This is a genomic window from Thioclava sp. F36-7 (assembly GCF_002020075.1).
GTDB lineage: Bacteria > Pseudomonadota > Alphaproteobacteria > Rhodobacterales > Rhodobacteraceae > Thioclava > Thioclava sediminum.
Map to the genome: position 1 here is coordinate 296,257 of NZ_MPZR01000006.1, position 22,694 is coordinate 318,950.

The window sequence follows — 22,694 nt, forward strand, 5'->3', positions numbered from 1 at the left end:
CTGCGTCCCGAAACGGTGCAGCATGGCTGATCGCGACATCATTATCGGCATCGATGCGGGGACCTCCGTCATCAAGGCCGTGGCCTTCGATCTGTCGGGTCGGCAGATCGCGGCGGCGGCCGTGCCGAACCGCTACGACAGCGGCCCGAACGGAGCCGCAACTCAGAACATGGACCGGACATGGGCCGACTGCGCAAGCGCGCTGCGCAGCCTTGGCGGGCGGGTCGACGGGCTGGCCCGCCGCACCGCCGCGCTGGCGGTGACCGCGCAGGGCGACGGGACGTGGCTCGTAGGGCAGGGCGATCGCCCGGTCGGTGATGCCTGGCTCTGGCTCGATGCGCGGGCGGCGGAGACCACCCGCAGGCTGGCCGGGCACGGCCGCGACGCGGCTCGCTTCCGCGCCACGGGCACCGCGCTCAACACCTGCCAGCAAGGCGCGCAGATGGCGCATATGGATCGCCATTGCCCCGAGCTTCTGGACCGCGCCGAGGTGGCGCTGCATTGCAAGGACTGGCTCTATCTGAACCTCACGGGCGTCCGCGCGACCGATCCCTCCGAGGCGAGCTTCACCTTCGGCGATTTCCGCACCCGCAGCTATTCCGACCTCGTGATCGAGGCGCTGGAATTGCGCGGCCGCAGCCATCTTTTGCCGCCGATCCTTGACGGCAGCCGCGATACCCATCCGCTGAGCAACGCGGCCGCCGAGGCGACGGGCCTGCTGGCTGGCACGCCCGTCAGCCTTGGCTACGTGGATATGGTGATGACCGCGCTCGGTGCGGGCGTGCATACCGGCACGCCGGGGGCGGCGTGTTCCACCATCGGCTCGACCGGGGTGCATATGCGCGCGGTGCGCGACGAGGACGTAACGCTGAACGGGCGCTCGGGCTATGTGATCTGCCTTCCTGCAGAGGGCATGGTCACGCAGGTGCAGACCAATATGGCCGCCACGCTGAACATCGACTGGGCGCTGCGCGTCGCGGCCGACCTGATGAGCGAGACCGGCCATCCGCATGACTACGCCAATCTGGTGGCGCGGATAGACGGCTGGCTGGCCCGATCCGAACCGGGCGCGCTGCTCTATCAACCCTATGTCTCCGAGGCGGGCGAGCGCGGCCCGATGGTCAACGCCAATGCCCGCGCCGGATTTATCGGCCTCTCGGCAGGTCACCGTTTCCCGGACATGATCCGCGCCGTCGTCGAAAGCCTCGGCATGGCCGCGCGCGATTGCTATGGCGCGATGGGAGAGTTGCCGCGCGAGTTGCGACTGACCGGCGGCGCTGCGCGCTCCGGCGCGTTGCGCGGAATTCTTGCCGCGTCTGTCGGTGCCCCCGTGCGGGTGTCGGCGCGCGAGGAGGCCGGGGCTGCTGGCTGCGCCATGATGGCCGCCGTCGCAATCGGCGCCTACCCGAATATGGAAAGCTGCGTCGCCGAATGGGTCACGCCGCTTCTGGGTGAGGCCGAAGCGCCGGACCCGGCGCTTCAGACCACCTATGCAGACCTTTACCCCGCCTATGCCGAAGCCCGCGAGGCGCTCGAACCGGTCTGGGACCGGCTCGCAGATCATCGCGACCGGCGGACCACCCCCGAAATCGATGCGCCGCGCACCGCGCAAGGAGGATCGTGACATGAGCACGCAGGAACTGGATCTTTTCGTCATCGGAGGCGGCATCAACGGCGCGGGCTTCGCGCGCGACGCGGCGGGCCGTGGCCTCAAGGTGGCGCTGTGCGAAAAGGACGACCTCGCCGAGGGCACGTCGTCGCGCTCGGGCAAGCTGGTGCATGGCGGGCTGCGTTACCTCGAATATTACGAGTTCCGGCTCGTGCGCGAGGCGCTGATCGAACGCGAGGTGCTGATGAATGCCGCGCCGCATATCATCTGGCCGCTGCGCTTCGTGCTGCCCCATTCGCCGCAGGATCGCCCGGCCTGGCTCGTGCGGCTGGGGCTGTTCCTCTACGACCATCTCGGCGGGCGCAAGAAGCTGCCGGGGACGCGCACGCTCGACCTGCTTCGCGATCCCGAGGGCGCGCCGCTCCTCGACAAATATACGCGCGGCTTCGAATATTCCGATTGCTGGGTCGACGATGCGCGTCTGGTGACGCTGAACGCGCTCGATGCGGCGCAGCGCGGGGCCATCGTGATGACCCGCTCGCCCGCGATCAGCGCGCGGCGCGAGGACGGCAAATGGCGGGTGGTGACGCAGAACACCTTGACCGGAGAAAAGCGCGAATTCCTCGCCAAATGTCTGGTGAATGCCGCCGGTCCTTGGGTGACCGACGTGCTGACCCGGGTTGCAGGCGCCAATTCGACGCGCAATGTCCGGCTGGTCAAAGGCAGCCATATCATCGTGCCGAAATTCTGGGAGGGGCCGCATAGCTACCTCGTGCAGAATACCGACAAGCGGGTGATCTTCATCAACGCCTATGAGGGCGACAAGGCGCTGATCGGGACGACCGATATCGCCTATGAAGGCCGGGCCGAGGATGTCTCGATCGATGACGGCGAGATCACCTACCTGCTCGACTGCGTGAACCGCTACTTCAAGGAGAAGTTGCGGCGAGAGGATATTCTCGAGACCTTCTCAGGCGTGCGACCGCTCTTCGACGACGGCAAGGGCAACCCTTCGGCGGTGACCCGCGACTATGTCTTCGATCTCGACGAGACCGGCGGCGCGCCGCTCCTGAACATCTTCGGCGGCAAGATCACCACTTTCCGCGAGCTGGCCGAACGGGGCATGCACGAGATTCGCCACGTCTTCCCGAAGATGGGCGGCGACTGGACCGAAGAGGCGGCGCTGCCGGGCGGTGACATGCCCGGGGCGGATTACGACGCGTTCCGCGAGACGTTGAAGGCCGAATATCCGTGGATGTCCCGGGATTTGCGCGAATATTACGGGCGCCGCTACGGGACGCTCACGCATCGGATCGTGGGCACGGCCAATGACCCCAAAGGTCTGGGCCGTCACTTCGGCGGGCATCTTTATGAGGCCGAGGTGACGTGGCTGGTCGAGAATGAATGGGCGGCCACGGCGGAGGATATCCTCTGGCGGCGCACCAAGCACCGGCTGACCATGTCCGAGGCCGAGATTGCGGCCTTCGCCGAATGGTTCGACACGGCGCATGCGGTGGCTGCCTGATGGGACTGACGCTGTCTTTGAACACCAATCCGCTGGTGAACCGCTTCGCCGATCCGGATGACCTGATCGATTGCGTCGCCCGCGATCTGCGAATCCGCGATCTGCAGCTGACGCATGAGTTCATCAACCCGTCCTGGCCCGCGCCGGTGATCCGACGTCTGACGCGGCAGATGAGCGCGGCGCTGTCGCGGACCGGGGTGCGTGTGACCTCTGGGATGACGGGGCCCTACGGGCGGCTGAACCATTTCGGCCATCCCGACCGCGACGTGCGGCGCTATTATGTCGACTGGTTCAAGACCTTCGCGGACATCACCGCCGATCTCGGCGGCACGTCGGTGGGCACGCAATTCGCCATTCTGACCTATCGCGAGCAGGACGACCCGGCCAAGCGCGAGGAGATGATCCGGATCGCCATCGACTGCTGGGCCGAAGTGGCCGAGCACGGCAAAGCCGCCGGGCTGGACTATGTCTTCTGGGAGCCGATGAGCGTGGCGCGCGAATTCGGCGAGACCATCTCCGAATGCATGGCGCTGCAGGACCGGCTGACCGCGGCGAATATGGCGATCCCGATGTGGATGATGGCCGATATCGACCATGGCGACGTGACCTCCGAGAACCCGGACGACTTCGACCCTTATGCCTGGGCGCGGGCCGTGCCGAAGGTTTCTCCGATCATCCACATCAAGCAAAGCCTGATGGACAAGGGCGGGCATCGGCCCTTCACGGCGGAGTTCAACGCGCGCGGCCGCATCCAGCCCGAGCCGCTGCTCAAGGCCTTTGCCGAGGGTGGCGCGGCCGACAATGAGATCTGCCTCGAGCTGTCCTTCAAGGAGCGCGAGCCCAACGACCGCGAGGTGATCCCGCAGATCGCCGAAAGCGTCGCATTCTGGGCGCCGCATATCGACACCGGAGCCTCCGACCTCAAGGTCTGAGGTCCGGGCAACGCGGCGGGGCTTCCCTAGGCCTCGCCTGAGCCTTATCAATAACGCCGCGCAACGATCTTGCGCGGCCCGAGCCGAAGGACAGCATGAACGACACCGATGAAACACTCGCCATCCGCGCAGCGTGGATGCACTACGTGGGCGGGCTCACGCAGGCCAAGGTCGCCAAGCGGCTCGGTCTGCCGTCGGTCAAGGCCCACCGGCTGATCGCCAAGGCGGTGGCCGACGGTAGGGTGAAAGTGTCGATCGAGGGCGATATCGTCGAATGCGTCGAGCTGGAGACGCGGCTGTTCGAGACCTACGACCTCAAGCTCTGCGAAGTCGCGCCGGATATCGGCGAAGAGGGCTTGCCGCTGCGCGCATTGGCACTGGCGGGCGCGGCCTATCTCAAGCGTCAGTTCGAAGCGGGCGAACATTCGATCATCGGGCTGGGGCACGGCCGTACCTTGGCCGAAGTGACCCGGCAATTGCCGCGCACCGATGCCAAGGGGCTGCATTTCGTGTCGCTGCTGGGCGGGCTGACTCGTAATTTCGCGGCCAACCCGCATGACGTGATGCATCGCATCGCCGAAAAGACCGGCGCGCGCGCCTATGTCATGCCGGTGCCGTTCTTCGCCAATACGGTCGAGGACCGCGAGGTGCTGCTGTCGCAGCGCGGCGTCGATGAGGTCTTCCGCATGGCGCAGTCCGCGACGCTCAAGATCGTCGGTATCGGCACCGCGACGGCTGATGCTCAGCTGGTCTCGTCGGGGATGATCGAACCGGGTGAGATCGAGGCGATTGCAGCGGCGGGCGCGCAGGGCGAGATGCTGGGCGATTTCTTCGATGCCTCCGGCAATGTTGTAGAAACCACGCTTTCCGCCCGAACGCTCGCAGTGGGCTACGATCCCGAGCGCGAAGAAGATATCGTCGCCATCGCGGGCGGGCCGGACAAGGTCGAAGCGATCCGGGCGGTTCTGCGGTCTGGCAGGGTTGCCGGGCTGATCACAGACGAGCGGACCGCGCGCGCGCTACTGAGCTGACGGCACGCAAAGGACGACCCTGATGAAACGAGACGACCGGAGGCAGAGCATCCTCGACGCGCTGGTGCGCGATGGGGCGGTGCAACTTGACGAGTTGGCCGAACGGTTCGGGGTCTCGAAGATGACGATCCACCGCGATCTCGACGATCTCGAAACCGAAGGGCTGCTGCGCAAAATCCGGGGCGGCGCCACGATCGAGCCCGGCTCGCAATTCGAGAGCGATTTCCGGTTCCGTCAGTTGCAGGGCCATGACCTGAAGGAGCGGATGGCCCGCGCCGCGCTCGAATGGGTGGAGCCGGGGATGACCGTGATGGTCAACGATGGCTCGACCGCGTCCGTGTTGGGCAGCCTGTTGCCCGAGAAGCGCCCGCTGACGGTGATCACCAACAACGACGCGGTGATGGAGGCGCTGAAAGCCGAGCCGGGGATGACGGTCATCGCGCTCGGCGGGCGCTATTCGGCGAAATACAACGCATGGATCGGTCGGGTCACGGAAGGCGCGCTCGCGACGCTGCGCGCCGATCTGGCCTTCATCTCGACGCCGGCGGCGGGGGATGGGCGCGTCTATCACATGGACGATGACATCACGCGCGCGAAGCGGGGCATGATGGACGCCGCGGCGCAATCCGTGCTGCTGATCAACCATCTGCGTTTCGACCGGACGGCGCTGCACGTCTTGGCCGACTTCTCGGAATTCGCGGCGGTCATCACCGATGCCGAACCGTCGGAAGCAGCCCGGGCGCAGATCGAAGCCACAGGGGCCGCACTCAAAGTCGCGAAAAGCGGGTAGGGCGCCTCTGTTTCCGCCCTTTGTCACGACAGCGGGTCGGTTGCGCCATCGGCAAAGCGCAGTGAATTGAAGCAGCGCTTCACAGGGTTTGCATCTGCTATTAAAGATTATGGAAAGACTTGACGCGATGCCGGGCAGCATCCGTGACGGCTTCTGCCACACGATTTGCGCGCAATCGCATCCGGCACGGTCGTATTTCCAAGGCGCAGGACATGCTCAAAGACATCAATCTCAACGCGATGAATCACTTCGAGGCCGTCGCTCGGCTCGGCGGCATATCGAAGGCGGCCGAGGAGCTGGGCGTGTCGCCTTCCGCCGTCAGCCAACAGATCCGGCAGTTCGAGCAGCAAATGGGCGTTCGCCTGTTCAAACGGGAGAAGCGGCGACTGTCACTGACACTGGATGGCGAGCGGCTGTTCCAGACGACGACGCAGGCATTCCGGATGATGCGCGACGTGCGCTCCGCGATCCAGCGCCAGCGCGAGACGCGCCATTTCATCCTGCGGGTGTCGCCCTCTTTCGCAGTGCGCTGGCTCTCTCCGCGGCTCAAGTCGTTTCTCGAGCTTGCGCCGAACTGGGACATGCGGATCGACGCTGCGCCCGATTTCTCCGACTTCGAGACGGAGGTCGTCGATCTGGACCTGCGCTATGGCGAAGGCGGCTGGACCGGCCTGCATGAAGAACCGGTGGTCCATGATCTCGTGCTGCCGATGTGCTCGCCCGGCTATCTGGAAGAGTTGCGCGCGCTGTCCGACGATCCGATCGGGCAGTTGCGACAGGCGCGACTGATCGACTCCGTGAAGACGCATTACCGCTGGGATTTCTGGCTGGCGCGGCACGGCATCATGGGAGAGCGGATGATCTACCCGATGCGGTTCGACCGCTCGTCGATGGCAATTCAGTTGGCGACTGACGGGGCTGGGGTCGTTCTGGAAAGCACGACGCTTGCGCTGAACGAGCTGGAGCGTGGCGCCCTTGTCCCGCTGTCGACCGCGTTCGAGGCGATCCGTTTCCCTGCCTACTGGCTCGTCTCTCCGGCGCGCCATACCAGCCGTCGGATCGTGCGGATCTTCTCGGACTGGATGCGGGAGGAGGGCGCCGCTCATGATGCGCGCGCCTCGGCGCTGATCACTGGCTTGGGCTGCCGCATCCGCGAGCAGCGTGGGCGACAGCTTCCGGGGGAAGAATACCTGCCCGAATGAAATACGCGCGCCCTGTCGCCAAGGCGCGCGCAATGGATGCGGATGCTGGATCCGGGTCAGTAGATCGTCAGCGCCGGTACGTAGGAGATCAGCGCCAGCACGAGGATCGCCACGAGGTAGAAGGGCGCCAGCGAACGCACCACCTCCATCACGCCAACCCGTGCGATCGCGGCTGAGATGAACAGCGTGGTTCCCACCGGTGGCGTATAAAGACCGATCGACAGGTTCACGACCATCATCAGGCCAAGCTGCACCGGATCGAGACCGATCGTATGCCCAATCGTCACGAAGAGCGGCCCAAGCAGCAGCACCGCTGCGGGCAGATCGAGGAACGCGCCCACGATCAACATCACCACGTTCAGCGCGAGGATCACCAGCCAGCGCTCCTGAATGGTCGCAGCCACCCATGCGGCGAGCTCTTGCGGCACGCGCTCTGCAGTCAGCAGCCACTGGATCGTGGAGGATGCCATGATGATGAACATGACTGCGCCGGTCATCATCGCCGTGTCGACCACCGCTTCCCACAGGGATTTCGGGTTGATGTCACGGTAGATGACACCGCTGACCAGTAGGGCATAGGCGACCGCCATCACGCTGACCTCGGTCGGGGTCGCCACGCCGAAGCGCAGGGTGCCGATCACGAAGACGGGCATCAGCAGGGCCGGGATCGCGCTGAAGATCTGGCTGCGGAAGGCGGCAAAGCCTCCTTCCAGCGGCGAGCGCGGCAGATTGCGGCGGCGCGCCACGATCGCGACGGCGATGAACATGCCCACACCCAGCATCACCCCGGGCAGGATGCCCGCGACGAAGAGGTTGATGATCGAGGTTCCCGAGACCAGCCCGTACAGAATGAGCGGGATAGACGGCGGGATCAGGACCGAGACGGTCGACGAGGCAGAGTTGATCGCCCCCGAGAAACCGCCCGGATAGCCCTCGGCTTTCTGCACCGGGATAAGCGCGTTGCCCATCGCCGTCGCATCGGCCACGGCAGACCCCGAGACACCGCCGAACATCACCGATCCGAGGATCGAGACCTGTCCCAGGCCGCCCTTGAAATTGCCCACGACCAGACGCGCGATATTCACCAGATAGGTGCCGAACCGCCCCGCCATCATCAGGTTGCCGGCGAGGATGAAGAACGGCACCGCCAGCATCGGAAAGCTTTGGGTGGGCGTGTAGAGACGCTGCACGATGACCGCCAGCGGCTTGTGGTCGAGCCACAGCGCAGCGGCGACGCCGCCCAGCATCGCATGTGCCACCGGCACGGCAAGCGCGAGCAGCACGAAGAAGACGAAGATCATGACACCGGCCATTGCGGGTCTCCTCAGCTCAAGCTTGCATGGGCGGGATCGTCATCCATCACGGACTTGCCCCCCAGCAGCAACACGATGTCGAGCGCGGCGATGATGGCCATCGCTCCGAATGAATAGACCATGCTGGAATAGCCCCAGATCGCCTTGACCCCGAGCGTGGACAGCGTCTGGAAGGTCGAGGCGCGCAGGATCGGCTGGCTGGACCAGAGGACCGAGATCGAGATCACGATGATCGCGGCTTCGACAAACAGCATGAAGGCGCGCCGAACCCGGGCCCCGGCCAACTCCGGCAGCAGGGTGATCGCGATGTTGCGCGAGCGCGCGGTGGCGATGACGATGCCGCCCGCGACCAACCACGGCAGCAGGATAGCGTGAATTTCATAGGCCCACGGGATGCCCTTGCCGGCCCCGTAGCGCAGGATCACGTTTGTCAAAAGCGCCACGAACAGCACCGAAAGCGTGCCCGCAGCGATCAGCTTTCCCGACCATTCCAGCAGGTCGATCACGCCTTGCGCGAGGCGCAGGAAGGGGCGCATACGCCCCCTCCCTTCGCCTGATCCCGCGGCGTCGCTGCGGTCAGAGTCGATCATTCCAGCCCCGCAGCCTTTTTGAGTTCGGCGACCGTATCGGGGTAGTCCTTGGCGTATTTGTCATAGACCGACTTGGTTGCCTCGATATAAGCCGCGCGGTCCGCCTCAGCGAACTTGGCGCCGTCTGCCTCCATCTTCGGCATCAGCTCCTTGTCTGCCTTGAGCGACATGTCACGCTCCATCGCGCCCGCTTCCGAGGTCGCCTTGAGCGCGCAATCCTGCGTCGCCTTATCAAGGCCTTCCCACCACGACAGGCTGGCCACGACCGGGGTGCTTTCATACTTGTGCCCGGTCATCGTGATGTAGGGCGTGATCTCCTGCAGCTTGGCCGAGTTGATGTTGGTCAGCGGGTTTTCCTGACCGTCGAACACGCCCGATTGCAGCGCCGAGGGCAGCTCGGACCACGCCAGCGGCGCGGGCGATGCGCCGAGCGCGTCGAAGATGTCGATCGTCATCTGATCCGGGGGGGTGCGGATCTTGAGGCCCTTGAGGTCGGCAGGCTCTTTGACGAACTTGTTGACCGTGGTGATGTTGCGAATGCCGTTATCCCAGAAGCCGAGGATCTTGAGCCCGGCTTTCTGTGCGTCCGCGTCAAGCGAGTCGCCCACCGGCCCATCGAGCACTTTCCATGCCGTCGGCAGATCCTTGAACAGGAAGGGCAGGCCCAGCAGGCCGATCTGCGGCACGATCTGCGCCATCGGCCCCTGGCTGTTGGCCGTGACCTGAATCACGCCTGCCGCGGTCGAGGTCAGCATCTCAGAGTCGTCGCCCATCGTGGCCGAGGCCGCGACGTTCACCGTATCCTTGCCGTCGGTGCACTGGGTAAAGATTTCAGCCCATTTTTCCGCCGCGATGTAGCGCGGGTTTCCAGGGTTCGCACCATGCGCGAAGATCACTTCGTCAGCCTGCGCCGTAGAGGCCCCTGCAAGGGCCGTCGCGCCGAGAAGTGCGATGGTCAACATAGATTTCATTGGTCTCTCTCCCGATTGGTTCGGACGGTCTCCTCACCGTCCCGCCGGATTGGCTCCGGCTTCATCCGGCCCACCTCACTGCGGGCCGGAGATTAGTTGCCTTGCGGTCAGGCACAACCGCGAACAGGCGTTATTCGGTCGGCCTAGTGAATGAGCGAGCCGCCATTCACGTCGACTTCGGTGCCGGTGCAGTAGGCCGAAAGGTCAGAGGCAAGGAACAGCGCGCAGCCAGCGACATCCTCGGCCGTGCCCGCGCGTCCCATCGGAATTCCGGCGAGGACTTGCGTGCGCATCTCTTCGGTCAGCTTGCCTGCGGTGATGTCGGTGGCGATGAAGCCCGGGCAGAGCGCGTTCACGCGCACGCCGTCGGGGGCAAGCTCGCGCGCCGAGGCCTTGGTCAGCCCCAGCACGCCCGCCTTCGCGGCCGAATAGTGCGGGCCACCGAAGATGCCACCGCCGCGCTGCGCGGAAACCGATGACAGGTTCACGATCGAACCGGTCTTGCGCTCGCGGAAATGCGGCGTCAGCGCCTGCGTCATGTAGAGCGTACCACGCAGGCTCACATCGGTCACCGCGTCGTAATTCTCCGGCATGATGTCCATGAGCTTAAGCGGCTGGGTGATGCCCGCGTTGTTCACGAGGATATCCACCGCGCCCCATTTTGCGATCAGCTCGTCCGCGGCGGCCTGACAGGCAGCCTTGTCGACGACGTTACACGCGAGGCCAACATGTCCCTCGCCGGGCAGATCGGCGGCAGCGGCAGCGGCCTGATCCGCGTCGAGGTCGAGGATCGCCACGGTCGCGCCATGCTGCGCGAAAAGCGTCGCCGTCGCCTTGCCGAGCCCGCGGGGGCTGGCCGCCCCGGTCACGATGGCAAATTTACCGTCCAGAAGTCCCATTGTGTTCCTTTCTTCGTGTCGTTGACGCGGCGCTCAGAGCCAGCCGCGGATCTGTTGGGCGACCTTCGCGGTGCTCAGGCCATAGAGGTCATGAAGCGTGGGCAGCGCGCCCGCTTCGAGAAATTCATCGGGCAGCGCGATCTGGCGGAAAGACGGCGTCACCCCTGCGCGCAGGAGCGAGCGGGCAACCGCTTCGCCAAGGCCGCCCACTTCGGAGTGGTTCTCGGCGGTGACGAGAAGTCGGCCCTTGCCTGCCTCCGCGAGGATCGTCTCGGTATCGAGCGGCTTGATCGTCGGGCAGTGCAGAACCGCGACGTCGATCCCGTCCTTGGCCAGCAACTCCGCCGCATCGAGCGCGCGCATGGTCATGATCCCCGAGGAGACCACCAGAACGTCGCGCCCTTCGCGGATCATCTGCGCGCGGCCCAGTTCGAACTGGTAGTCGGGGCGATAGCGGGTGATCACCGAAGGCACCTTGCCCCGCAGAAGCCGGGCATAGACCGGCCCATCATGGGCGATCATCGCAGGCACCATCTGCGCAACGTCGGTCGCGTCACAGGGATCGAGAATGGTCAGGTTGGGCAGCCCGCGGAAGATCGCGAGATCCTCGGTCGCCTGATGGCTGGGTCCGTAACCCGTGGTCAGGCCCGGCAGACCGCAGACGATCTTGACCGGCAGGTTCTCCTCCGCGATCGCCATGCAGATGAAGTCATAGGCCCGGCGCGAGGCGAAGACCGAATAGGTCGTCGCGAAAGGAATGAAGCCCTCATGCGCCATCCCTGCCGCCGCCGACATCAGAAGCTGCTCGGCCATACCCATCTGATAGAACCGGTCGGGATAAGCCTGCGCGAAGACGTGCAGATCGGTGTATTTCGCGAGATCCGCCGTCAGGCCGACGATGCGGGGATCATCCTTCGCGGCCTCGACCAGCGCATGCCCGAAGGGGGCGGCGACGGTGTCATAGCCTTCCGCTGCCAGCGAAGCGATCATCGCGCTTGTCGCGACCTTCGTTTCGGGCACGCGGCGGGGTTCGTATTTGCGGGCGCGGGCTGCGGCGGTCATGCGGGCACCTCTGCGTCTAGAATATCCAGTGCGCGCGTCCACTCATCAGGCTCGACGCGGACGAAATGGGTGATCTCGCGCTCTTCGAGAAACGGCACGCCCTTGCACATCTTGGTATTGCAGATGATCACGCGGGGCTTTGGCTCGGGGCAGGTGCGGGCAGCGTCAAAGGCCGCGACCAGCGCATCGAGGTCATTGCCGTCGACTTCCTGCGCGTGCCAGCCAAAGGCCTCCCATTTCGGTGCCTCGGCCCCGACGGCGAGCGCGTCACGGGTCGGACCGTCGGCCTGCTGGTTGTTGAAATCCACGATGCAGATCAGGTTGCTCAGCCGATGCTGGGTTGCCGACATCACGGCCTCCCAAGTCGAGCCTTCGCCCAGTTCGCCGTCGGACATCAGGTTGTAGACGAACTGATCGCCGCCCTTCGCCTTCAGCCCGAGCGCCATGCCGACCGCGATGCCCAGCCCATGGCCGAGGCTGCCGCCGGTGATCTCCATCCCCGGCGTGTAAGAGGCCATGCCCGACATCGGCATGCGCGAGTCGTCCATCCCGTAAGTGCCGATCTCGTCCTCGGGCAGGATGCCCGCCTCGATCAGCGCGGCATAGAGCGCGATCGCATAGTGGCCGATCGACAGCAGGAAACGGTCGCGCCCCTCCCATTCGGGATCGTCGGCGCGCAGGTTCAATGCGTGGAAATAAGAGGTCGCGAGAACGTCCGCCACACCAAGCGCCTGACCGACATAGCCCTGTCCCTGGACTTCGCCCATCTGGAGGGCTTTGCGACGGATGCCCCAGGCGCGGCGCGCCAACGAGACGTTCGACCGCAGATTTGCGGTAAGTTCTGGCATGGTTCCTCCCCTGCGGCGATCCTCCATCAGCCGCATCCTGCCCCGAACACTGCCGCGAGGAGCGCTCCAAAAAAAGAAAGGAAACTTAAACTCGTTGTTAGTATTTCTTCACAACTTCCCGGCTGGTTTTGATGTCCGAGCGGTGGTTTCCCCGCTACTCCTGTTGGGGAAGCTCTGCGCGCTACACTGAGGAGGTCGTGTGCGGAGCATGACTACGGGAGGACATCATGAAACTGGGTTTGGGCAGTTACGCCTATCGCTGGTCCATCGGGATCAAGGATCAGATACCCTCTAAGCCACTGACGGCATTCGACCTTCTGGATCGTGCTGAAGCGCTCGGACTTGAGGTCGTGCAATATGCGGACAACATGCCGCTGGATCGTTACACTGCGGACGATCATCACAAGCTCTACGAGATCGCCCAACAAAAGGGCCTGCAACTCGAGCTTGGGACGCAATGTTTCGATGCCGATGAAGTCGACCGCTATATCGAGATCGGCCAGCGCCTTCACTCAAAGATCGTGCGCGTGGCCCTCGATGCCGAAGACAGCCACATGCCGGTGGCCGAGCTGGCCGAGCAGCTGCGCCCGCGGGTCGATCGTGCGCGTGCCGCAGGCATGAAAATCGCGATCGAGAACCACTTCAACTATCCCAGCCCGCGTATGGTCGAGCTGCTTGAGGCGGTCGGCGACGATCACCTCGGGGTCTGTCTCGACGTGGCGAATTCGATCTGTGCAAACGAGTGGCCCGAAGAGACGATCAGCCTCTTGGCGCCGTGGACGATCAACCTGCACCTGAAGGATTACGAGATCACGCCCGACCCCTATGGCGTCGGCTTCCGCATTCATGGCGTGCCCTTGGGCACGGGCCGCGCGCCGATCGCGTGGACCCTCGACCAGCTGGCGCATTGCCCCGCCGACATGAGCGTGATCCTCGAACATTGGCTGATGCTGGAGAGCGACGGCCTGGAAGCGGCGATCGCCAAGGAACAGCCGTGGATCGAGCAGACGACCGCAGCCGCGAAAACTTTTACCGAGGGGCGCTGAGATGACCGACGATATTCGCACCAAGAAACTGATGAACGCGCCCGAGGACATTATCCCCGAGGCGATCGAAGGAATGCTTTCCGCCCATCCCGACCTGCTGACCGTCGAGGGCGCCACGCGCCGCGCCGTCGTGGCAAAGGACGGCCCGCGCGACGGCAAGGTCGGGATCATCATCGGTGGCGGTTCGGGGCACGAACCGGCCTTTGCGGGCTATGTTGGGCGCGGCCTGGCGGATGCGGCGGCGGTCGGCAACGTGTTTGCCTCGCCCTCGCCCGAGCACATCATGGATGCCGCGCGCGCGGTGGAGGGGGGCGCGGGGGTGATGTTCCTCTATGGGAATTACACCGGCGACGTCATGAATTTCGACATGGCCGCCGAGGAATGCGAGGGGATGGGTATTCCCGCCCGCTCGGTTCAGGTGACCGATGACGTGGCCTCGGCGCCCAAGGGCCGGGAGAAAGAAAGACGCGGCATCGCCGGGGATTTCTTCGTCTTCAAGATCGCGGGCGCCGCAGCAGAGGCCGGTCGCGATCTCGAAGCTTGCTATGCCGCAGCACAGCACGCCAATGACAATTGCCGCTCGATGGGCGTCGCGCTGAGTGCGTGCTCCTTGCCCCAGACCGGCAAGCTCAATTTCGACCTTGGCCCGCGCGAGATGGAAATCGGCATGGGGATCCATGGTGAACCGGGCATGCGTCGCGGTCACTTGGAAAGCGCCGATGCGGTCAGCGACGAGCTGATGCAGGCTATCCTGACCGACATGGAGCTGGGCAAGGGTGACGAGGTCGCAGTGCTGGTCAACGGACTGGGCGCAACCGGGCCGCTGGAGCTTTACATCCTGCACCGCCGGATCGCGCAGATCCTTGGCGAGCGCGACGTGAAAATCCACCACAGCTGGGTCGGAGAATACTGCACCTCTCTGGAAATGGCCGGGGCTTCGGTCACGCTGCTCAAGCTGGACGACGACCTCAAGACGCTGCTCGATATGCCGTGCCGGACGCCTGCGCTCACGGTCGCCGGAAGCCTTGAGCCGGTGGGCAAGCGCACCCGCCGCACTCATGCCGCCGCCTCCAGCACAAGCGGGATCGAGCGGTCTGACCTTGCTATCGACGGCCCCGTCACCCCCGAGCGGTTCCGCCAGACGATGCTGGCGATTGCAGATGCGATCCACGCGAACCGCGACTGGCTGTCGGAGCTCGACGGGGTCATCGGGGATGGCGATCACGGCGTCACGATGGACATCGGCTGGACCGCGGTGCGCAAGGAACTGAGAGACCCGACGGATGAAACCGTGTCCGAGACCTGCGCGCGCATGGCCAAGGCGTTTCTCGACGCGGTCGGGGCGTCTTCCGGACCGCTTTATGCGACGGCTTTCCGTAAGGCGGGCGAGGCTGTGTCCGATCGGCTCAACCTCGATGCCGGTGCGATGGTCGCGTGGATCGAAGGGATCTGCGCAGGCATCCAGTCGCGCGGCGGTGCACAAGTCGGCGACAAGACGATGATCGACGCATGGGTTCCGGCGGTGGCGAAAGCGCGCGAGACCCTGCAATCGGGCGGTGACGTGATCGCCTGCCTCGAGGCGGCCTGCGCCGGCGCAAAAAACGGTCGCGACTACACCGCTGAAATCGAAAGCCGCCGGGGCCGGTCGGCCAAACTGGGGGAACGCTCTGTCGGGCACATGGACCCGGGCGCGGCCTCGGCCCATGTCATGCTGGTCGCGATGACCGAGGCCCTGCGCGATTGATCATGATCGGGGCGCTCTCAAAGGCGCCCCGCCCGTCATCGCGTTGAATGTCCGAGCGTCTGGCTTGAGTTGGTCCCGTTTGTGAGTGTCACATCACCCCCTATGGTCTCGTGGGCGAGATCGTCGCAACCGGGGCGCGGAGCGCGCTTTTCCGAAACATCGTCTGCGATCATGGCGAAGCAATCCGCTATGATCGCGGCGTTTTTCGCCTCATTCCAGTCCGCTTCTGCTGCGGCGCTAGGCTACGATTGGGTATCTGGAATGTCAGCCGGAAAACCCGGAAACCGGGGTCGGTTCTGGAAACCAACCTGCAATGCAGTGTTCCGAATTTCGGCTGAATAGTGGAGGCGAGTACCGGAATCGAACCGGTGTACACGGATTTGCAATCCGTCGGCATCATTGATTTTATTGGTTTTATTTGTAAACTATGCTGCTTGGTAGTCACGCAATTTCAATGAGTTAACTGGACGCCCGTAAACGATCAATCAGCCCGCGCTACACCACCGTCTCCCTGTACACAGAGGAGCTGAAGTCGGTCCAGCAACATCTCGGTATGCCCCGAATTCAATGGCGCTGTCGACCTTGGAAACTTACCCCGTCGGGGCGTGTGTTAAGAAGAGATGGGTTCACTGACGCAATCGGCCCAAAGCGAAATTTCGTTAGGCTTGACCTGCCATGGGGATTTTCCTCCACCATCGATTAGAGTCCGACCCAACTTTGATCCGCTCTCCAGTGCGCTCCCCGCGCTCGAACACATCGGACGCGCCTTCGAGCAGGGCCCGTTTCAATTGATGGGTCATCGTCAGATGCACCCCGAACCGGCTCGCCAGCTCGGCCGCTGTCTCTTCACCCTTCAGGCTTCCAGCGCGACCTTTGCACTGAACTCGGTCGCGTGCTGCGTGCGATTCGACATCTCTGCCCCCCTTCTCGGCGAAGATCAGCAGACCGCAAATCGTAGCTTATTTCAGTGTCCGAATTTCGGGGCGGCTCCGACTTGTATCAACATGTCCGAGTTACGCGTTCCGAGAACCACGATTGTCGGCCCACGTTGGGAGTGTTTTCTGAAAGAGCTGACGAGGAGGCCAAGCTCAGAAATAGTCGAAAGACAGACTGCCGGTTAAAGGCACTTTGGCGGAATACCGACCGGTCCGCGCCTGAGCGTGCGGCCTCCCTATTCTTTTCCTATATCCGGCGCACTAAGTCATGCCGATGCGTCTTCTTAGGCGAGTCCAACTATTGGACAGAAATAGAAATGTTGCATGACCTCCTCCTCGTGGCTGCCGGCCTTGTTCTCCTTTTTGTCGGCGGCGAAGGGCTCGTGCGTGGCTCGGTCGCAATTGCCGAGCGCCTCGGCATATCTAAGCTTCTAATCGGTCTGATCATTGTCGGTTTCGGCACGTCGACACCGGAACTGCTTGTTTCCGTGAACGCAGCCATAGACGGCGCGCCTGAGATTGCTTTGGGTAACGTCGTAGGCTCGAACATCGCGAACATTCTGCTCATTGTCGGCGTGGCAGCAGTTATCACACCGATCCTCGGCTGGGCGCGAACAGCTGTGCGCGAGGCGCTGGTCGCAACACTTGTTTCGCTGGCGACCTACGCTCTTGCTCAGGGTGAAATCATCACTCGGATCGAAGGCATCGCAATGCTTCTCGTCCTCACGGGTTACCTCTCTTCCAGCTACTGGTTGGAAAGACGCAACCGCCGGGCAACGGCATTTCAACATGAAGCTGAGGAGTTCGAAGACATTCCGCTACCGCGACCTTGGCTTGCGCCGCTCTTGGTTATTGTTGGCATTGCCGCTCTGGTGTTCGGAGCGGACTTACTGGTCGAAGGGGCAGTAAACATCGCCCGCGAGTTCGGGGTGCCCGACGCGGTAATCGGTCTATCGCTCGTGGCCATCGGAACGTCGCTGCCCGAACTCGCCACCAGTATCGTCGCGGCGATCCGGCGCCACCCCGATGTGGTGCTCGGCAACGTTATCGGCTCGAATATCTTCAACATCCTCGCGATCCTCGGCGTCACGGTGGTGATCCAGCCGATCGAAATCAGCACGCGCTTCCGCGAGATCGATACCCCAGTCATGCTGGCGTCGTCTCTCATACTGCTGGGCTTGCTGTTCGCTACTAAGAAGATTGGTCGCGTGTGGGGTGCGCTGATGTTGGCCGCCTATGCCGCATATATGGTGCTCTTGTTTTCCAACGGTATTGCCAGCTAGCTTTTCTAACAGCGGGGCGTTCGTTCATCCAAGGCATTGGAACAGAGAGCGCCCGGTCAACGGCCGCGCTTCAAGGCGACGACGACGGTGCTCGACGTGAGCGAGACATTGCGTCTCTTCGTCAGCTTCTAGACGGTCGAGGCGGAGGACGACGTCTGCGATCCAGACCTCGCCAGACTGGCCGCGCGGCTCGCCCTGCTGCATTTCGAGCGCGCCCTCGACACCGGCGTCCCGGCCCCACTCACGGTGCTCGGCGACCGCGAGCGCGCCGTCTGCCTCGCCATCCCCTCTGATCGCAAATCCGAGGCAATCGCGGCCGAGCTCGGCATCGCCCCCTCCAGCGTGATCACCTGCCGCAAGCGCGCCGATGGCAAGCTGGACATCTCCTGCCGCGCAGGCTTGTTCGCAATTCGCGCGGGTTAGAACTACGGAACCGAGGATCGCGCCTCAATATGACCGACCTAACGCGAAGATCATTGCGTGATCGTGGCTAAATCTATAACAAGCATTTCTGATGCTTGTTTGTTGGAGGCACCATATGCGCCTGACCAGTTTCACAGATTTCGGACTCCGAGCGCTGATGCGGATGGCCAGCGCGCCGGAGCGTGCCTTCTCGACAGCCGAGATCGCCGAAGAGTTCGGTATCTCTCGCCACCACCTGAATAAAGTCATTCAGCGCCTGGCCCGGCACGGCTTCGTGACCACGCGGCGCGGGACCGGTGGCGGCGCAATGCTCGGCCGTCCCGCCCACGAGATCGTTCTGGGAGACCTCGTGCGGCTTCTCGAGCAGGACCAGGCCATTGTCGAATGTTTCTCTCCTGACGGCGCGTGCTGCATTACCCCCGTCTGCGGCCTGAAGGGCAGACTCCGCGCCGCAGAGACCGCGTTTTTGGCAGAACTCGATCGTTCGACGCTGGCAGACATCGCCTTGCCGGCCACTGTTCCATCTGCGGTCTGAAAGGAGATAGCGATGCGTAACGTGTCTTTCACCACTGACGGTTTCACGGTCGACGCAGAACTCGTTGGACGCGTCTTCGGCCTCCCACCAGCCGATGTTCTCGCGAAACTCCGCGACGGCGAGGTCACAAGCAGATGCGAGGCCGGTGTCGACGACGACGCCGGCCGATGGCGGCTGACCTTCTACTTTGGCGGTCGCGCTCTACGCCTCGTTGTCGATGAGAACGGCACGATCCTGTCACGCGGCACCTTTCCCTCACACGCACCCGTTGCGGCTCCGCGCGACCTCGAGACGACACATTCGAAGTCCTGACCAGCAATTTCCCGCGGGAAAGAAGCACGACGATCTGCCCCTCCCTCCCCCGCAAGCTCCGCTTCTTGTTGCCGGCGGCGAGTTGTCTAGCGTGACACCTTGCTGAAGGCGCGCTCCGCCATGAGACGCGCCTTGTTCAGGACGCGCGCGAATAGCGTATCCCTTCGGGCACATGCTGATCGAGAACCGAAGCGATCATCCGTGTTAACGGTCGACCTTCCGGTGCAATGCTGATGCGCTTTCCCGTCAGTCTTGCGAATGGCGCGAAGCGCGTGGCCATTTCCGTCAGGCAAGGCAGCAGCTTCTGGGCATTGGTGCCGAACTCCTGGCTCAAATCGTCAAGATCCACTGCGAACCGACACATCAACTCCTCGATCGCCCGAGCGCGCAGCTGGTCTTCGGGGCTTAACTGGTAGCCACGAGCGCCCGGAAAAACACCGGTTGCAATCCGCTGCTGATAAGCTGCGGTCGCGGGCGCATTCTGGACATAACCTTCCGAAAAGCGCGAAATCGACGATGCCCCGAGCCCTATGAGAGTGCTGCATGTGTCGGTCGTGTATCCTTGGAAATTGCGACGCAGCCGTCCGGCCTCGAGCGCCGCCGTCAGAGTGTCGCCGGGGCGCGCGAAATGGTCGATGCCGATAGCTGTGAGCCCGGCTGCAACAAACAGTTCTCCGGCGCGGGTGGCGAGGTGGTAGCGCGCCAAATCGTCCGGCAGCGCCTCTTCGTCGATCAGCTTTTGCCGTTTTGAAACCCAAGGCACATGCGCGTAACCAAAGAGCGCAACGCGGTCCGGCGTAAAGGTGAGAACCTTTTCGATCGTGTCTTCGATGCGCGCGAGGCTCTGGTGCGGGAGGCCATAGACCAGATCGGTGTTGAGAGAGGCGATGCCGGCTGCACGCAAGTCTTCGACGCACGCGCGTGTGGTTTCGAACGGTTGCAGGCGACCGATGGCTTTTTGGACTTCGGGATCGAAATCCTGAATGCCGATCGACGCGCGGTTCATGCCTTCGGAGGCGAGAGCTTCGATCTTCGCGCGATCGACCATGGTCGGGTCGATCTCCACCGAGAACTCGAACTCCTGGGCTGGTGGAAACACACGGCGTATCGATGCCGAGAGACGATGAATCAATTCCGGCGGCAGGATGGTAGGCGTTCCGCCACCCCAGTGAAGGCGGCCCATTTTCAGGCCGTTCGGTATGATGGCGCGCACCATATCGAGCTCTGCCTCGAGCGCCTCGATATAGCTTTCCACCGGGCCAAGGGTTTTCGTGCCTTGTGTGTGACAGGCGCAGAACCAGCATAGCCGCTCGCAAAACGGGATGTGCATGTAGACCGACACAGGCTCGCTGGGGTCCAACTGTTCAAGCGCATGGCGTTGAAAGGACGCGCCTGTGTCGGGCGAAAAGGCCGCCGCAGTCGGGTAGGACGTGTAACGCGGCACGCGCGCATCGAAGAGGCCAAGGGCCCGAAGTGTTTCTGTGTGTTCCATGCCCTATTATCAGACAGACAGAAGCGGGCTTCTTTGCTGTGGCTCAAACTAAATGTGCGACCATGCGGCCGGTGGCCGCACAGGTCCCCTCGTTCGACCGTGAAAGTGACAGAAGGGCATCGAGTCATCTTGCCTGCGGCAATTGGTATTTACAATGCGCATTAAAATAGTGCAGTGAGAGATCATGGCGACGAAGGTTGAAGCCGATTGAGTCGTGACGGGCCGAAGGCTCTTGCAAAGGTCTTGTTGAATGACGGATCAAACCCGAACTGCATTGGACGATTTGCCCGGCGATCTTTTGATGTGGGTTCTCATTATCAGCGAATTGCTGGTTTTCGGTGCGGGGTTGATCGTTTTCTTGTCGGTGCGGATCACTGATCCGACGGGCTTTGCCGAAGCGCAGAATGCGCTGAACCGGACTGCCGCTGCGACGAACACGATCATCTTGCTGACGAGCGGCTTTTTCGCTGCCCTGGCACTGAATCTGAGGCAATCGCGCAGGCGTGGCGGCGCACGCGTTTCTCTTGTGTGTGCCGCTTTGCTCGGCGCGGCATTTCTCGGGATCAAGGGCGCCGAATTCGCGTCCAAGGCCGCGCAAGGCATTGTCTGGGACACGCATCCTTTCTTCAATTTCTATTTCCTGCTGACCGGATTTCACGCCGCGCATGTCGCAGCCGGCGTCATCCTGTTGCTGCTGGTGGCGTGGCGCGATCATGTGGGAAATATCGAGGATGCGACCGCGTTCTGGCACATGGTCGATCTGATCTGGGTGTTGCTCTTTCCAGTGGTCTATCTCCTGCAATGACACGCCGGTCCCTCTATATCGCCCTCGGCACGCTTGTTCTCCTCACCCTTGGCTCGTCCTTGCTTTCATTCTCGGGGGTCTGGGCCAAGTGGCCAGGGGCGGCAGCGGTGGTCGTGATGGCACTTGCCTGGCAAAAGGCGCGGATCATCCTCGGAAAATATCTGGGATTGGTGCAGGCGCCCGCTTGGCAGCGCGGCTTCGATGTGGCGCTGACAGGCGTGTGCCTCCTGTTGCTGGTGCTCTATCTCGCGCCACTGGGGCTATAGGGAACCCGCTGGTCTGTTCGGTAACGACCATCGAACCTGCATTTGCAACGCTCGCCTGATGCGCTCTGCTCCTCGAACAACCTGATGTGAGCCGGTCCGATTGGACAACCCCCGTTGCGCGAATTTCGCGACGAGAGGTGCGGGCATCAGGCCGTCGCTGCCATGGCGATCCGACGATACCCAGCTTCGCCGTGATAGAAGCCGTTACTTAGTCCGACCTCCCCGCATAGGGCGGCAAGGCGCGCAAGTAATTCAAATATTCATTGTGAGCCGCGACAATTCGCCCCACCTCTTCCGCCGATAACGGCCTGCGCGTGTTGATGCGCCACGCAGGAAGCCCAGACCAAACCTTCGCCAGGGACGAGGTGCTGAAGGGTTTCGTGTCTTCTGGCTACGGTCCGAAAACGTAACCCCTGCACCCTCTTGAGCATCAAGGATTCAGCCGAGGGCGTGCGGTCGGGAAGACCAGATTCGCGGACGCTTGCCATCCGGCTCGAAATGCTCCGCCCGTAATTTGCGAGAATGCGAAGTTCATGGGCATCCTACACTCACCGCAATAGGTATTTACAATGCTTATTTTGTGGAGATAGCATGAGCCTCAAGTTCAAATTCTCGGGGGATCCCATGTCACCTGCTGATCGACAGATCATATCCGCGCGCCCCGAAACGACCGCTGCGATCATGGCGCAAACGGGTTTGGACGAGGATAAACTGACCCAGTTGGTGCATCGTTTCTACGACAAGGTGCGTGCTGATGCGGTTCTCGGGCCGATCTTCGCCTCCAGGATTTCCGACTGGGCGCCGCATTTGCAGCGGATGGTGGAGTTCTGGTCTTCGGTCGCACTCATGACCGGTCGTTTTCACGGCGCCCCGATGCAGGTCCATGCGTCCTTGCCAGTGGAATGGGATCATTTCGAACGGTGGCTGATGCTGTTCCGCGAGACCGCAACCGAGACCTGTCCCCCCGAGGGGGCCGCCCATCTCATCGAACGCGCCGAGCGGATCGCGCGCTCGCTGCATATGGCGGTCGAGAACGCCACGCCCCGAACCGTCCCCTCTTTGCTCTGACCAAAGGATACCA

The 22,694-nt window shown here is 63.1% G+C and carries 21 protein-coding genes and 1 tRNA gene; 14 read left to right on the forward strand and 8 right to left on the reverse strand.

What is annotated here, in order from left to right; translation table 11 throughout:
• Positions 1–22: 22 nt before the first annotated feature.
• From BMI89_RS13420 to BMI89_RS13445, 6 genes are all read left to right on the forward strand, one after another.
• Positions 23–1,624, forward strand: a complete 1,602-nt coding sequence (locus tag BMI89_RS13420) for an FGGY-family carbohydrate kinase (RefSeq protein ID WP_078571286.1) — start codon at positions 23–25, stop codon at positions 1,622–1,624.
• Position 1,625: 1 nt separating this feature from the next.
• On the forward strand, positions 1,626–3,134 hold the full coding sequence (locus BMI89_RS13425) for a glycerol-3-phosphate dehydrogenase (protein WP_078571287.1): 1,509 nt from the start codon (positions 1,626–1,628) through the stop codon (positions 3,132–3,134).
• Positions 3,134–4,066, forward strand: a complete 933-nt coding sequence (locus BMI89_RS13430; RefSeq protein WP_078542356.1) for a TIM barrel protein — start codon at positions 3,134–3,136, stop codon at positions 4,064–4,066. The genes BMI89_RS13425 and BMI89_RS13430 overlap by 1 nt, the downstream gene beginning before the upstream one ends.
• A gap of 95 nt (positions 4,067–4,161) precedes the next feature.
• Positions 4,162–5,097 (forward strand): sugar-binding transcriptional regulator, encoded by a 936-nt coding sequence (locus BMI89_RS13435; RefSeq protein ID WP_078521221.1) that lies wholly within the window; start codon positions 4,162–4,164, stop codon positions 5,095–5,097.
• Between the two features lie 22 nt (positions 5,098–5,119).
• Positions 5,120–5,887, forward strand: a complete 768-nt coding sequence (locus tag BMI89_RS13440) for a DeoR/GlpR family DNA-binding transcription regulator (RefSeq protein WP_078571289.1) — start codon at positions 5,120–5,122, stop codon at positions 5,885–5,887.
• A 212-nt stretch (positions 5,888–6,099) separates the two neighbouring features.
• On the forward strand, positions 6,100–7,089 hold the full coding sequence (locus BMI89_RS13445) for a LysR family transcriptional regulator (RefSeq protein ID WP_078571290.1): 990 nt from the start codon (positions 6,100–6,102) through the stop codon (positions 7,087–7,089).
• 56 nt (positions 7,090–7,145) lie between these two features.
• Here BMI89_RS13445 and BMI89_RS13450 read toward each other — a convergent pair whose 3' ends face one another.
• From BMI89_RS13450 to BMI89_RS13475, 6 genes are all read right to left on the reverse strand, one after another.
• Positions 7,146–8,402 (reverse strand): TRAP transporter large permease, encoded by a 1,257-nt coding sequence (locus BMI89_RS13450; RefSeq protein ID WP_078571292.1) that lies wholly within the window; start codon positions 8,400–8,402, stop codon positions 7,146–7,148.
• A gap of 11 nt (positions 8,403–8,413) precedes the next feature.
• Positions 8,414–8,938 (reverse strand): TRAP transporter small permease subunit, encoded by a 525-nt coding sequence (locus BMI89_RS13455; RefSeq protein ID WP_232621666.1) that lies wholly within the window; start codon positions 8,936–8,938, stop codon positions 8,414–8,416.
• A 50-nt stretch (positions 8,939–8,988) separates the two neighbouring features.
• Positions 8,989–9,963, reverse strand: coding sequence for a TRAP transporter substrate-binding protein (locus BMI89_RS13460; RefSeq protein WP_078571293.1), 975 nt, complete (start codon positions 9,961–9,963; stop codon positions 8,989–8,991).
• A 143-nt stretch (positions 9,964–10,106) separates the two neighbouring features.
• Positions 10,107–10,862, reverse strand: a complete 756-nt coding sequence (locus tag BMI89_RS13465) for a glucose 1-dehydrogenase (protein ID WP_078571295.1) — start codon at positions 10,860–10,862, stop codon at positions 10,107–10,109.
• 33 nt (positions 10,863–10,895) lie between these two features.
• The gene (locus BMI89_RS13470) at positions 10,896–11,924 is read right to left on the reverse strand and encodes a transketolase family protein (RefSeq protein ID WP_078571297.1); all 1,029 of its coding nucleotides are present in this window, start codon (positions 11,922–11,924) and stop codon (positions 10,896–10,898) included.
• Positions 11,921–12,772 (reverse strand): transketolase, encoded by an 852-nt coding sequence (locus BMI89_RS13475; RefSeq protein ID WP_078571298.1) that lies wholly within the window; start codon positions 12,770–12,772, stop codon positions 11,921–11,923. The genes BMI89_RS13470 and BMI89_RS13475 overlap by 4 nt, the downstream gene beginning before the upstream one ends.
• A 227-nt stretch (positions 12,773–12,999) precedes the next feature.
• Between BMI89_RS13475 and BMI89_RS13480 the strand changes: the two genes are divergently transcribed.
• Complete coding sequence (locus BMI89_RS13480; RefSeq protein WP_078571300.1) at positions 13,000–13,818, forward strand: TIM barrel protein; 819 nt, start codon at positions 13,000–13,002, stop codon at positions 13,816–13,818.
• 1 nt (position 13,819) lies between these two features.
• On the forward strand, positions 13,820–15,562 hold the full coding sequence (gene dhaL / locus BMI89_RS13485; RefSeq protein ID WP_078571302.1) for a dihydroxyacetone kinase subunit DhaL: 1,743 nt from the start codon (positions 13,820–13,822) through the stop codon (positions 15,560–15,562).
• Positions 15,563–15,904: 342 nt separating this feature from the next.
• Here dhaL and BMI89_RS20870 read toward each other — a convergent pair.
• A tRNA-OTHER gene (locus BMI89_RS20870) sits at positions 15,905–16,034 on the reverse strand.
• A gap of 780 nt (positions 16,035–16,814) precedes the next feature.
• On the opposite strand from BMI89_RS20870, the gene BMI89_RS13495 reads away from it, so the two are divergent.
• From BMI89_RS13495 to BMI89_RS13505, 3 genes are all read left to right on the forward strand, one after another.
• Complete coding sequence (locus tag BMI89_RS13495) at positions 16,815–17,780, forward strand: calcium/sodium antiporter (RefSeq protein ID WP_078571303.1); 966 nt, start codon at positions 16,815–16,817, stop codon at positions 17,778–17,780.
• Between the two features lie 538 nt (positions 17,781–18,318).
• Complete coding sequence (locus BMI89_RS13500; RefSeq protein WP_078523320.1) at positions 18,319–18,738, forward strand: Rrf2 family transcriptional regulator; 420 nt, start codon at positions 18,319–18,321, stop codon at positions 18,736–18,738.
• 12 nt (positions 18,739–18,750) lie between these two features.
• The gene (locus BMI89_RS13505) at positions 18,751–19,050 is read left to right on the forward strand and encodes a DUF6522 family protein (protein WP_078549204.1); all 300 of its coding nucleotides are present in this window, start codon (positions 18,751–18,753) and stop codon (positions 19,048–19,050) included.
• 136 nt (positions 19,051–19,186) lie between these two features.
• On the opposite strand, the gene hemN is transcribed toward BMI89_RS13505, so the two are convergent.
• Entirely contained in the window at positions 19,187–20,542 is a 1,356-nt protein-coding gene (hemN, locus tag BMI89_RS13510; protein ID WP_078571305.1) for an oxygen-independent coproporphyrinogen III oxidase, read from the reverse strand.
• Between the two features lie 250 nt (positions 20,543–20,792).
• Here hemN and BMI89_RS13515 point away from each other — a divergent pair, with 250 nt between their 5' ends.
• The 3 genes from BMI89_RS13515 (at position 20,793) to BMI89_RS13520 (ending at position 22,681) form a co-directional block, all read left to right on the forward strand.
• The gene (locus tag BMI89_RS13515; protein WP_078523317.1) at positions 20,793–21,347 is read left to right on the forward strand and encodes a cytochrome c oxidase subunit 3; all 555 of its coding nucleotides are present in this window, start codon (positions 20,793–20,795) and stop codon (positions 21,345–21,347) included.
• 116 nt (positions 21,348–21,463) lie between these two features.
• Entirely contained in the window at positions 21,464–21,613 is a 150-nt protein-coding gene (locus BMI89_RS20875; protein WP_166504583.1) for a hypothetical protein, read from the forward strand.
• 624 nt (positions 21,614–22,237) lie between these two features.
• Positions 22,238–22,681 carry a group III truncated hemoglobin gene (locus BMI89_RS13520; RefSeq protein ID WP_078523324.1) on the forward strand — a complete coding sequence of 148 codons (444 nt, stop codon included), beginning with the start codon at positions 22,238–22,240 and terminating at the stop codon, positions 22,679–22,681.
• Positions 22,682–22,694 lie beyond the last annotated feature (13 nt).